10 protein-coding genes and 1 pseudogene are annotated in these 12,107 nt (G+C 63.3%); 6 read left to right on the top strand and 5 right to left on the bottom strand.

Going from position 1 to position 12,107, the window contains the following annotated elements:
- The 3 genes from ftsH to VKP01_RS07240 form a co-directional block, all read right to left on the bottom strand.
- Positions 1-1,620, bottom strand: a 1,620-nt coding sequence (gene ftsH / locus VKP01_RS07250) for an ATP-dependent zinc metalloprotease FtsH (RefSeq protein ID WP_324411488.1), incomplete at its 3' end; no start/stop codon positions are given.
- 87 nt (positions 1,621-1,707) lie between these two features.
- Positions 1,708-3,300 (bottom strand): peptide chain release factor 3, encoded by a 1,593-nt coding sequence (locus VKP01_RS07245; RefSeq protein ID WP_324411487.1) that lies wholly within the window; start codon positions 3,298-3,300, stop codon positions 1,708-1,710.
- Between the two features lie 162 nt (positions 3,301-3,462).
- Complete coding sequence (locus VKP01_RS07240; RefSeq protein ID WP_324411486.1) at positions 3,463-4,275, bottom strand: (Fe-S)-binding protein; 813 nt, start codon at positions 4,273-4,275, stop codon at positions 3,463-3,465.
- A 279-nt stretch (positions 4,276-4,554) separates the two neighbouring features.
- On the opposite strand from VKP01_RS07240, the gene groES reads away from it, so the two are divergent.
- From groES to VKP01_RS07210, 6 genes are all read left to right on the top strand, one after another.
- Positions 4,555-4,842 (top strand): co-chaperone GroES, encoded by a 288-nt coding sequence (groES, locus tag VKP01_RS07235; protein WP_324411485.1) that lies wholly within the window; start codon positions 4,555-4,557, stop codon positions 4,840-4,842.
- Between the two features lie 126 nt (positions 4,843-4,968).
- A complete protein-coding gene (groL, locus tag VKP01_RS07230; protein ID WP_324411484.1) occupies positions 4,969-6,615 on the top strand; it encodes a chaperonin GroEL in 1,647 nt (548 codons plus the stop codon).
- Between the two features lie 180 nt (positions 6,616-6,795).
- Positions 6,796-7,008: a hypothetical protein gene (locus VKP01_RS07225; protein WP_324411483.1), complete on the top strand. Its 213-nt coding sequence runs from the start codon at positions 6,796-6,798 to the stop codon at positions 7,006-7,008.
- 6 nt (positions 7,009-7,014) lie between these two features.
- Positions 7,015-7,614, top strand: coding sequence for a hypothetical protein (locus VKP01_RS07220; protein WP_324411482.1), 600 nt, complete (start codon positions 7,015-7,017; stop codon positions 7,612-7,614).
- Positions 7,615-7,879: 265 nt separating this feature from the next.
- Positions 7,880-8,812 (top strand): N-acetyl-gamma-glutamyl-phosphate reductase, encoded by a 933-nt coding sequence (gene argC, locus VKP01_RS07215; protein ID WP_324411481.1) that lies wholly within the window; start codon positions 7,880-7,882, stop codon positions 8,810-8,812.
- Positions 8,813-8,987: 175 nt separating this feature from the next.
- Positions 8,988-10,823, top strand: coding sequence for an IlvD/Edd family dehydratase (locus tag VKP01_RS07210; RefSeq protein ID WP_324411480.1), 1,836 nt, complete (start codon positions 8,988-8,990; stop codon positions 10,821-10,823).
- Between the two features lie 42 nt (positions 10,824-10,865).
- Here the strand turns inward: VKP01_RS07210 and VKP01_RS07205 are convergent, their stop codons facing one another.
- Entirely contained in the window at positions 10,866-11,576 is a 711-nt protein-coding gene (locus VKP01_RS07205) for a L,D-transpeptidase (protein ID WP_324411479.1), read from the bottom strand.
- A gap of 149 nt (positions 11,577-11,725) precedes the next feature.
- A pseudogene (locus VKP01_RS07200) lies at positions 11,726-12,107 on the bottom strand (hypothetical protein); the annotation flags it as partial.

Genomic DNA, 12,107 nt, shown 5'->3' with positions numbered 1-12,107 from the left:
ATGGCCATTGCCATAGCCATAACTCCCCGGCGCCACGTAACCGCGCTGCTCCTTCTCGAGCGCGACGTGGCCGAGCTTCTCCGACATGCCGTAGCGCGTGACCATGGCGCGCGCGATATCGGTGATCCGGGCAAGATCGTCGGAAGCGCCGGTAGAGAGATGCCCGAAGACGACCCACTCCGCCGCCCTGCCCCCGAGCAGCACCGCCATTTTATCGAGCAGCTCCTCGCGGGTCATCAGGAAACGATCCTCGGTCGGGCGCTGGATGGTATAGCCGAGCGCGCCCACACCGCGCGGAATGATCGAGACCTTGTGGACCGGGTCGACGCCGGGTAGCGCGAGCGCAACGAGCGCATGGCCCATCTCATGATAGGCGACGACCTCGCGCTCCTTCGGATTGAGCAACCGGTTCCGCTTTTCCAGCCCCGCGACGATGCGCTCGATGGCGTTGTTGAAATCATCAAGCGTCACCGCGTCCGCCTTGCGGCGGGTGGCAAGCAGCGTCGCCTCGTTGACCAGATTGGCCAGATCCGCCCCCGTGAAACCGGGCGTCAGCGCCGCGACCTTCTCGGGCTCGACATCATCGGCAAGCTTAGCCTTTTTCATATGGACGTGCAGGATCTGCGCGCGGCCGATCTTGTCGGGCCGATCAACCAGCACCTGCCGGTCGAACCGTCCGGCGCGCAGCAGCGCCGGATCGAGGATTTCAGGACGGTTGGTCGCCGCCAGCAGCACCACACCGATCGAGGCGTCGAACCCGTCAAGCTCGACGAGCAGTTGGTTCAGCGTCTGCTCCTTTTCGTCATGGCCACCCATGCTCGGGCCCGCGCCGCGCGCCCGCCCGAGGGCGTCGAGCTCGTCGATGAAGATGATCGCCGGCGCGTGCTTGCGGGCCTGCTCGAACAGATCGCGCACCCGCGCCGCGCCGACACCGACGAACATCTCGACGAATTCCGAGCCGGAGATCGAGAAGAACGGCACCTGCGCCTCGCCCGCCACAGCGCGCGCGATCAGCGTCTTGCCGGTGCCCGGCGGGCCGACGAGGAGCACGCCCTTGGGCATGTGCCCGCCCAGCCGCGAATAATCCACGGGGTCCTTGAGAAAATCGACGATCTCCTTGAGCTCGTCCTTGGCTTCGTCCACCCCGGCGACGTCGTCGAAGCTGACCTTGGTATCGGTCTGGACGTAGATCTTGGCCTTGCTCTTGCCGATCTGCATCATCCCCCCGCCCATGCCGCCGGCCATCCGGCGCAGCAGGAAGATCCAGATACCGATGAAAAGCAGAAGTGGCAGCATCCAGGAAAGCAGATCGCGCAGGAACGTATCCTCGATCCGCCCGACGACCTCGACCTGATGCTCCGCGAGGCGATCGAGGATTTCGGGCGCGACGCGCACGGTCGAGAACTGACTCTCGCCGCCGGCAAGCGGCGGATCAAACCTGCCGCGGAGGTGGCGCTCGGAAACCTCGACCTGCGCGATCCGACCTTCGCGCAAATACTGCTGGAACTCGGAATAGCTGATCTGCGCGACCTGACCCGTCGTCAGGAAGAATTGCAACAGCATCAGCCCGGCAAGAGCCGCGACCCAGTACCAGATGTTGAACTGTGTTTGCTTGTCCATCGGGCGCTTTGCGACAGAGGTTGCCTTCTCTCCCCTTGTCGCATCCGCACAATCCGCCCGCCATCGCGATACATACGTAGTCGCCGTTCAATCCGACTTGCGCTGATAATCCTTGACGTCGGTAAAGCGGATCGCCGGCCAGCGCTCGGCATCGTATTGCAGCGAGAAGGGCGACGGCGCCATGAAGACCGGGGCCCCGTCAAGATCGTTGGCCATGGCGGAATTGTTCGCGGTCATGAACTTGTCGAGTTCGGCCCGGTCATCCGCCTCGACCCAGCGGCAGATGCTGAAGCGCACCGGCTCGTAATCGATCGGCAGATTATACTCGGCCCCCAGCCGCTCCTTGAGCACATCCAGCTGCAGCGCGCCGACCACGCCGACGATGGCGCCCGAACCGTCGAACGGGATAAAGAGCTGTACGACGCCCTCCTCCGCGAGCTGCTGCAACGCCTCGCGCAGTTTCTTCTGCTTCATCGCATCGCTGATCTTGACGCGGCGCATGAGCTCGGGGGCGAAGCTGGGCACACCGCGAAACACGATCTGCTCGCCCTCGCTCAGCGTGTCGCCGATGCGCAAAGTCCCGTGATTGGGAATGCCGACCACGTCGCCGGCATAGGCCTCATCGGCGATGGCGCGGTCCTGGGCGAAGAAGAATTGCGGCGCAGACAAAGTGATCGGCTTGCCAGTGCGCACCAGCTTCGCCTTCATCCCCCGCGTCAGCTTGCCCGAGCAGACGCGCATGAAGGCGATGCGGTCGCGGTGGTTGGGATCCATATTGGCCTGGATCTTGAAGATGAAGCCCGTCATCTTGCGCTCATCCGCCTCGACCATGCGCCCCTCGGCCTCCTGGGCACGCGGCGGCGGCGCGATGGCACCGAGCGAATCGATCAGATCGCGAACACCGAAATTGCGCAGCGCGCTGCCGAAGAAGACCGGGCTCAGATGCCCCTCGCGGAAGGCGGAGAGGTCAAAGGGGCGCAGCCCCTCGCGCGCCAGCTCCACCTCTTCGCGCCATTCATCGACATCGTATTGCGAGAGCAATTCGTCGAACACCACGTCTTCCGGCCCCGATACCGGCGTCGCCTCCACCTCGGAATCGAGGCGTCGGATGGTGTTTTGCGCGAGGTTGTAGGTGCCGGCAAAATCCTTGCCGCGCCCGATCGGCCAGGTCACCGGCGCCGTATCGAGTGCGAGCGTCTTCTCGATCTCGTCGAGCAGGTCGAACGGATCGCGCGTCTCGCGGTCCATCTTGTTGATGAAGGTGACGATCGGGATGTCGCGCAAGCGACAGACCTCGAACAGCTTGCGGGTACGATCCTCGATACCCTTGGCAGCGTCGATCACCATGATGGCGGAATCCACTGCGGTCAGCGTGCGGTAGGTATCCTCCGAGAAATCCTCGTGGCCCGGCGTGTCAAGCAGGTTGAAGACGCGCCCGTCATATTCGAAGGTCATCACCGAGGTCATCACCGAGATGCCGCGCTGGCGCTCGATATTCATCCAGTCCGAGCGCGTGTTGACCCGGTTGCGCTTGGCCTTGACCTCACCGGCGAGCTGGATCGCGCCGCCGAAGAGCAGGAGCTTCTCGGTCAGCGTGGTCTTGCCCGCGTCAGGGTGCGAGATGATGGCGAAGGTGCGACGGATCGAAACGGGATTGTCGGGACGGATCTGCTCGGTCATGGATACGTGCCAGTTCGACGGCGGAGGGGCCGGGCGCCGACCACTGGGCATGCGCCGGAAGCCGGACCTGTTTTGCGCATCCGTTTGAACCATCGCGCCGCGAATTGCAATGGCGCCGATCCGGCGCCCGGCATCACCGGTCGAGGCCTCGGCAGATTGCCGTCAGTCCTGCGCCCCGATCGCCGGTTCCTCCGTCATGCCGGCGAGCACCTCGGCGACATGGCGCACCTCGACCGTCTTGCCGTCGCGCGAGAGCTTGCCCGCCATGTTCATCAGGCAACCGAGATCGCCGGCGAGCAGGACCGGAGCGCCGGAATCGGTTATATTCTTCGTCTTCGCCTCGACGATGGCGTTGGAAATCTCGCCGTATTTCACTGCGAAGGTTCCACCGAAACCGCAGCAGACGTCAGATTCCGGCATCTCGACCAGTTCGAGCCCCTCGACCCCGGCGAGCAGCTTGCGCGGCTGGTTCTGGACGCCGAGCTCGCGCAGGCCGGCGCAGGAATCGTGATATGTCACGCGCCGGTGGAAGCTGGCACCGGTGCGGGTATGGAACATCACGTCGACGAGGAAACTCGTCAGCTCATAGGTCTTGGCGGCGAGGGCATTCGCGCGCGGCAGCCAGTTCGGATCGTCGTGAAAGAGTTCCGGGTAATGTGTGCGGATCATGCCGGCGCAGGAGCCTGAAGGCACCACGACGTAATCGAAGCCTGCAAATGCATCGATCACCTGCTCCGCCAGATCGCGGGTGGTGCCGCGATCACCGGAATTATAGGCCGGCTGGCCGCAGCATGTCTGCGCCGGCACATGCACAGTGCAGCCCGCTTCCTCCAGCAGCCGCGCCGCGGCGAATCCCACCGACGGACGCATCAGATCGACGAGGCAGGTGACGAACAGGCCGACACGCGGCGGCTTGCCCGGGGAAGCCTTTGCCTTTTCGGGTGCGGATTCATGGTTGCGGGGCGTTTCGCTCATGTTTGCGCCTTGTTGTCAGGGACGGCTGGTTTGTGTTCATTCTGGGCTGCATCCGACGCGGGTCAACCGCCCGCGCGCACAAGACCCATATGCGCCTTGGCAAACCGGCGGCGCAGCAATGTCCTCATGCAAGGGCGAATGTCTTGACAGAATGCAGCGCCGCGCTTATGTCCACCCCAGCGCTGGCACTCACTGACTGCGAGTGCTAGCAGCGTGTTCAATCGGGGCCTCGCGTAGCGCATACCGGGCCCCAACGCCAGAGAAAACGAGGACGCACACATGAATTTTCGTCCCCTGCACGACCGTGTCGTGGTTCGCCGCATCGAAGCGGAAGAGAAGACCAAGGGTGGTATCATCATTCCCGACGCCGCCAAGGAGAAGCCGCAGGAAGGTGAAATCGTCGCCGTCGGTCCCGGTGCGCGTGACGAGACCGGCAAGGTTGCCGCGCTCGACGTCAAGGCGGGTGACCGCGTTCTGTTCGGCAAGTGGTCCGGCACCGAAGTCCGTATCGACGGCGAAGACCTGCTGATCATGAAGGAGTCCGACATCATGGGCGTCGTCGCGTAAGCACGGCCTGCTGTCGAACCCGGTGGCGAGACGCATCGCAAGGCGCCGCCGCAACGCTGAAACAGATGGGATCCCGGCCCGATCAGGGCGTCCGGTGATCCCGAAATTCCAAAAGGAAGTGTCAAAATGGCTGCCAAGGAAGTCAAATTCTCGACGGAAGCGCGCGACAAGATGCTGCGCGGCGTCGAAATTCTCGCTGAAGCCGTACGCGTCACGCTCGGCCCCAAGGGTCGTAACGTCGTGATCGAAAAATCCTTCGGCGCCCCGCGGATCACCAAGGACGGTGTGACGGTTGCCAAGGAAATCGAGCTTTCCGACAAGTTCGAGAACATGGGCGCCCAGATGGTGCGCGAAGTGGCCTCGAAGACCAACGATGCCGCCGGTGACGGTACCACTACCGCCACGGTGCTGGCTCACGCCATCGTTAAGGAAGGCGCCAAGTCGGTCGCCGCCGGCATGAACCCGATGGACCTCAAGCGCGGCATCGACATGGCCGTCAAGGCTGCCATCGAGGACATCCGCAACCGCGCCCGTCCGGTGAATTCCTCCGGCGAAGTCGCCCAGGTCGGCACGATCTCCGCCAATGGCGACAAGCTGGTCGGCCAGATGATCGCCGATGCCATGCAGAAGGTCGGCAACGAGGGTGTCATCACCGTCGAGGAAGCCAAGACCGCTGAAACGGAAGTCGATATCGTCGAGGGCATGCAGTTCGATCGTGGCTACCTCTCGCCGTATTTCGTGACCAATTCCGAGAAGATGGTCGCCGAGCTCGAGGATCCCTACATCCTCATCCACGAGAAGAAGCTGACCTCGCTGCAGCCGATGCTCCCGATCCTCGAATCTGTCGTCCAGTCCGGCAAGCCGCTGCTGATCGTCGCCGAAGACATTGAGGGCGAGGCACTTGCCACGCTCGTCGTCAACAAGCTGCGGGGCGGCCTGAAGATCGCTGCCGTCAAGGCACCCGGCTTCGGTGATCGTCGCAAGGCCATGCTTGAGGACATCGCCATCCTCACGGGCGGCACCGCCGTTTCCGAGGATCTCGGCATCAAGCTCGAGAACGTGACGCTCGACATGCTCGGCCGCGCCAAGAACGTGCGCATCGAGAAGGAAAACACCACGATCGTCGACGGTGCCGGCTCGAAGGACGACATCGAAGCCCGCGTTTCGCAGATCAAGGCCCAGATCGAGGAAACCACCTCGGACTACGACCGTGAAAAGCTCCAGGAGCGCCTGGCCAAGCTCGCGGGCGGCGTTGCAGTGATCCGCGTCGGCGGCTCCTCCGAGATCGAGGTGAAGGAGAAGAAGGACCGCATCGACGATGCCCTCAACGCCACCCGTGCGGCGGTCGAGGAAGGTATCGTCCCCGGTGGCGGCACCGCACTCCTGCGTGCCAAGGGCGCGGTCGACAAGCTCACCGACGACAACCATGACATCATGGCCGGCATCAAGATCGTCTCCAAGGCGCTCGAGGCTCCGCTGCGTCAGATCGTGGACAATGCCGGTGTCGAGGGCTCGATCGTGATCGGCAAGATCAACGAGAACTCATCGGCCACCTTCGGCTTTGATGCCCAGACCGAGACCTTCGTCGACTTGCTCGAAGCCGGTATCGTCGATCCGGCGAAGGTCGTGCGCACGGCGCTCCAGGATGCCGCTTCCGTCGCAAGCCTGCTTGTGACTACCGAAGCGATGGTCGCCGAGCTGCCGAAGAAGGAATCGGCTCCTGCGATGCCGGGCGGCGGCGGCATGGGCGGCATGGGTGGCATGGATTTCTGATCCGGCTTCCCGGCCCCGCGCCGATACCCGTTACGAGGCCCCGGAGCGATCCGGGGCCTTTTTCGTCGCGCAGGGCAGGCGGAGGCTTGTCGGCGCAGGAAACCCCTGCAAGAATATGCAATCTTTAATATACGTATCAGTGGCTCGCGATTTCGACACTATCGTGGAGGTATCAGGCGGATGATGGATCGTGCACAGCGTAACGAGAAGATACTCAAAACGATCGCTGAGCGCACAAAACAGGCGCTTACCTCGAAGCAGGCTGCTCGCGAGATGCTCATTAAGGAAGGCATCTATACGAAGAAAGGAAAACTACGAGCCGAGTTCGGTGGTGGCAAGTCCGGCGGTGGCAAACCCGCTTCTGGCAAGCGAAAGAAGCTCGTTACGGCGTAACCTGCCTTGGGACGCCTCGCCACATCCTTCGTTCTCGGCTTCCACGGCTGTGATGCTTCCGTTGCGACGGAGGCCGTGCTCGACGGGGCCGATGTCATCCAGAGCGAGAAGGACTACGACTGGCTCGGTCCCGGCGCGTATTTCTGGGAGTCGGATCCGCTTCGCGCCCTCGAATGGGCACAGTGGAAGAAGCAAAGAGGCGAATACGAGAATCCGAGCGTGATTGGCGCCGTTGTCGACCTGCGAAACTGCCTTGATCTGGTTTCGCGGGAAGATGTCGAATTGGTCAAAAATGCATACGACGCCTTCGTCAAGATTCGTAGGCATTCCGGGCTGGAATTACCGACCAATCGGAACCCGGACGGCACGGAGAAAGATGATCTGCTGCTGCGCTTTCTCGATTGCGCGGTATTGCGTCATCTGCACGAAATGGTAGATGAGACACCCGATACAGAACCCTTCGATACGGTGCGCGGCATGTTCGTCGAAGGCGGCAAGGCCTTTCCGGGAAGCGGCATTCATCGCAGGAGCCACGTCCAGATCGCCGTGAGAAACCCGGCCTGCATCAAGGGATTGTTCTTTCCCAGAAACTGGTCTCGCGCCTGAGCCCCTGTCGAGCCACCACTTTCGCTTGACAAAGCGTCCGGGCGAACGCATTGATCTCGCCATGTATACGCATTTTGAACGCCGTAGCCGACGTATGACCACCGCCCTCCAGCGGCTGCGATGACGCGCGTTTTCTTCTGAAATCCGCCCAGGCAAGCCGCGCGTTTCGTGCGGCTTTTTTCATGCGCGCCGGATACGCCCCCAGGCCGAAATCATTGACCGAACCGAGTACGCGATCGCATCGCTCCAGAAACGGAAGACGACCATGACCAGCCCGCAGGACAATCAGACGAAAAAGATCTTCATCGACGGTGAAGCCGGCACGACCGGGCTCGAGATCCGCGATAAGCTCGGCGCGGTGGCCGGTGCGCAGATCATCAGCATCGACCCGGCTCGGCGCAAGGATGCGCAGGCGCGGCGCGAGATGATGCGTGAGGCCGATCTGGTCGTGCTCTGCCTGCCCGATGACGCGGCCCGCGAAGCCGTGGCGATGGCGGATTCGCTCGAAGGCGCCCGCCCACGCATTCTCGATGCCTCGACGGCCTTCCGCACCGATCACGCCTGGGTCTACGGTTTCGCCGAGATGGAGCCGGGCCAGGCGCAGATGATCGCGGCGGCCGACCGCGTTTCCAATCCGGGTTGCTACCCGACCGGTGCGATCGCTCTGATCCGCCCGCTCGTGGAAAAGGGCCTTCTGCCGGAGGATTTCCCCGTCACCATCAATGCCGTATCCGGCTACAGCGGCGGCGGGCGGCAGATGATCGAGCAGTACGAGCAGGGCGACGCGCCACCCTTCGCGCTCTACGGGCTGAATTTCTCGCATAAGCATCTGCCGGAGCTGACGAAATATACCAAACTGGCGCGGCGCCCCATCTTCATCCCGTCCGTCGGCAAATACCGTCAGGGCATGTTGATCTCGATCCCGCTGCATCTCGACCTTCTGGGTGGTGCAAGCGCGAGCGATCTGGAGCAGACGCTGGCCAACTGGTACGGTGATGGCGGCCTCGTGCGGGTGATCACGGCACAGACTGAAACCCGCATCGAACCGGAGGCGCTCAACGGCACCGACCGGATGGAGCTGCGCGTCTTTTCCCACCCCGAATACGCCCAGGCCGTGCTGGTGGCCCGGCTCGACAATCTGGGCAAGGGCGCCTCGGGTGCAGCCGTACAGAACATCCGCCTGATGCTCGGGCTCTAAAGGGGCGCATCGGCGGGCGCGATGCCCCGAGGCGGTATTGGCATTTCCCGGCGATTGTCTGACCGCCGGGCTCGTGCTCTCCTGTCGTCATCAACGAAGACGAGCCACCCCTGCGCAGAAGACGGCGCATGACGCCGCCGGGGTGGCTCGGGCCAATGACGGGAGGAGACGCGGGATGTTCAAGAGCGCTTCGGACGATCAGAAATCAAGCCGTGCGAAGGTGATCACGCCGGAGCAGCTGCGCTCGCGGCTGTGGTTCGACAATCCCGATAATCCGGGAATGACCGCGCTCTATATCGAGCGCTATCTCAATTACGGCCTCACCGGCGAGGAATTGCAGGGCGGAAAGCCGATCATCGGCATCGCCCAGACGGGCTCCGATCTCTCGCCCTGCAATCGCCACCATACCGATCTGGCCAAGCGGGTACGCGAAGGCATCGCGGCAGCGGGCGGTGTTGCCTTCGAATTTCCCTGCCATCCAATCCAGGAAACCGGCAAGCGTCCCACCGCGATGCTCGACCGCAACCTGTCCTATCTCTCGCTTGTGGAAGTGCTATACGGGTACCCCCTCGACGGGGTGGTGCTGCTCACGGGCTGCGACAAGACCACCCCCGCCCTGCTGATGGCGGCGGCGACGGTGAACATTCCGGCGATCAATCTCAATGTCGGCCCGATGCTCAACGGCTGGATGAACGGCGAGCGCGTCGGCTCGGGCACGGTGGTCTGGAAAGCGCGCGAGCGTCACGCGGCCGGCGAGATCGATTACGAGGAATTCCTCGAAATCGTTCGCAGTTCCGCACCCTCGAACGGCCATTGCAACACGATGGGCACAGCCTCCACCATGAATGCCCTCGCCGAGGCGCTCGGCATGAGCCTGCCCGGACAGGCGGCGATTCCGGCCCCCTATCGCGAGCGCGGCCAGGCCTCCTACGATACTGGAAAGCGGATCGTCGAGATGGTCTGGGAGGACCTCAAACCGTCCGACATTCTCACCCGCGAGGCATTCGAGAACGCTGTCATCGCCTGCTCCGCCATCGGCGGCTCGACCAATGCACCGATCCACCTCAACGCCATTGCCCGCCATATGGGCGTGCCGCTTTCATGTGATGATTGGGAGACGGTCGGTTTCGACATCCCGCTGCTCGTCAACGTGCAGCCTGCAGGCGACTATCTGGCCGAGGAATACTATCGCGCCGGCGGCCTGCCTGCGGTGATGGCGGAGCTGATCGCGCGGGGCAAGATCCACGAAGGCGCGCTGACGGCCAATGGCCGCACGGCCGGCGAGAATTATCGCGAGCGCTTCACCTGGGATCGCGACGTGATCCGACCCTATGACGATCCGATGCGCCAGCAGGCCGGCTTCCTCAACCTGAAAGGCACGCTGTTCGATTCGGCCATCATGAAGACCAGCGTGATCTCGCCCGAATTCCAGAAGCGTTATCTCGACGATCCGCAGGACCCCGATGCCTTCGAGGGCAAGGTCGCGGTGTTCGACGGGCCGGAGGATTATCACGACCGTATTGATGATCCCTCGCTCGGCATCGACGATCACACCATCCTCATCATGCGCGGCACCGGGCCGATCGGCTATCCGGGCGCGGCTGAGGTGGTCAACATGCAGCCGCCGGGTGAGCTGATCCGGCGCGGCGTGTTCTCCCTTCCCTGCATCGGCGACGGGCGTCAGTCGGGCACATCCGGCACGCCCTCGATCCTGAACGCGTCGCCGGAAGCCGCTGTTGGCGGCGGGCTCGCGCTGTTGCAGACAGGGGACCGTATCCGCATCGACCTGCGCAAGCGCAGCGCGGATATCCTGATTTCGCAAGAGGAACTGGAACGGCGCCGGGCGGATCTCGCAGCGCGCGGCGGCTATCCGTATCCGGCCAGCCAGACCCCGTGGCAGGAAATCCAGCGCACGATGGCCGACCAGCTTTCCGAGGGTATGGTGCTCAAGCCGGCGGTCAAATATCAGCGGATCGCGCAGAGTCAGGGGGCACCGCGCGACAACCATTGATCACGGAAAGAAACCGGCCCGGGCGACGACCGGGCCGGAAGATCAGACGAGCGCCTCGCGCGTGCGGTGACGCGCTCCGTGGGTCAGCACCGTGACCCGCGTCCCGGTCGGCACGCGGCGATGCAGATCGATGATGTCCTGGTTGAAGAGCCGGATGCAGCCTGATGACACCGACTGGCCGATCGACCAGGGCTCATTGGTGCCGTGAATGCGGTACAACGTGTCGCGTCCGTTCTTGAAGAGATACAATGCCCGCGCACCCAGCGGATTGTCGAGCCCGCCTTCCATGCCGCCCGCGAAGGGGCCGTAGCGCTCCGGCTCGCGACGGATCATGTTCTGCGTCGGCGTCCAGCGGGGCCACTCAGCCTTGCGCGCGATCACAGCATCACCTTCATAATCGAATCCGGCCTGCCCGACGCCGCATCCATAGCGCAGCGCCCGGCCATTCTCGCGCACGAGATATAGAAAGCGGCGTGACGGGTCGACGACGATGTCGCCGGCGCTTTCCGGTCCCGTGAATTCAACTTCCTGACGCAGGAAGCGCGGATCAACCTGCGAAACGTCGATCGCCGGAACCGGGAACGGCTCGTCTTGGATCGCCCTGTACATCGATGCGTAGAACGGATCCACGACATTCACAGCCCGGACCGCAGGCGGGGCCGAGCGACCGGCGGAAGCACAAGCGGCGAGCGTCAGCGGCAAGCCCGCCAGAAAGACGCGACGGGTGAGTTGGGAAGCGCGGAGATGGGACATGACATCCTTTTGGCAAAAGACAACGACGATTGAACCTTCAACGCGTCAATAAAGGCAAACACGCGCCATTTCCGCTGACTTCTGCGTGAGCGTTAATCCTGTGATGAGAATGCAACAGGATGGTTTATGTTCCGTAACCACACTTTCCGTTACGGCAGTGAGGCGAGCCGGATCACGCAATCGTGTAGCTTCTCGCCGATCCTCACGCCCCGCGACAGGGCTGCCGGATTGGCCGCCGAGACGATGCCCTCCTCGAAGGTCGAGCGGGCATCCCCGATTCGCGCCGATGCGGCGGAAACCGTCACCGCTGGAATACCGCGCCCCTGCAATGCCGGCAGTCGCGAGACTCCAACACCGCCGCCCGCATCGTTGAAAGCGGCGAAGGCGGCGTCGAATTTGAGCGCGTTCATCGGGTTATCGCCGAACAGGGCCCCGTGCGAGCCCGTGATGACGATCTGCCCCGCGTCGCGCGGCACGACCAGCGAAGCGGAATCGATCAGGACGATGCGCCGATGCGCACCCTCAGGCATG

Source organism: Saliniramus sp., assembly GCF_035311605.1.
Lineage (GTDB): Bacteria > Pseudomonadota > Alphaproteobacteria > Rhizobiales > Beijerinckiaceae > Saliniramus.
The sequence above is the reverse complement of the archived record's forward strand: the minus strand, read 5'-3'. Positions and strand labels throughout refer to the sequence as shown.

Bases quoted from the DNA above. Each gene is read 5' to 3' on its own strand.
- VKP01_RS07210 (WP_324411480.1), top strand. From the start codon at position 8,988: ATGTTCAAGAGCGCTTCGGACGATCAGAAATCAAGCCGTGCGAAGGTG.
- argC (WP_324411481.1), top strand. From the start codon at position 7,880: ATGACCAGCCCGCAGGACAATCAGACGAAAAAGATCTTCATCGACGGT.
- VKP01_RS07245 (WP_324411487.1), bottom strand. From the start codon at position 3,300: ATGACCGAGCAGATCCGTCCCGACAATCCCGTTTCGATCCGTCGCACC.
- VKP01_RS07205 (WP_324411479.1), bottom strand. From the start codon at position 11,576: ATGTCCCATCTCCGCGCTTCCCAACTCACCCGTCGCGTCTTTCTGGCG.
- VKP01_RS07225 (WP_324411483.1), top strand. From the start codon at position 6,796: ATGATGGATCGTGCACAGCGTAACGAGAAGATACTCAAAACGATCGCT.
- groL (WP_324411484.1), top strand. From the start codon at position 4,969: ATGGCTGCCAAGGAAGTCAAATTCTCGACGGAAGCGCGCGACAAGATG.
- VKP01_RS07240 (WP_324411486.1), bottom strand. From the start codon at position 4,275: ATGAGCGAAACGCCCCGCAACCATGAATCCGCACCCGAAAAGGCAAAG.
- groES (WP_324411485.1), top strand. From the start codon at position 4,555: ATGAATTTTCGTCCCCTGCACGACCGTGTCGTGGTTCGCCGCATCGAA.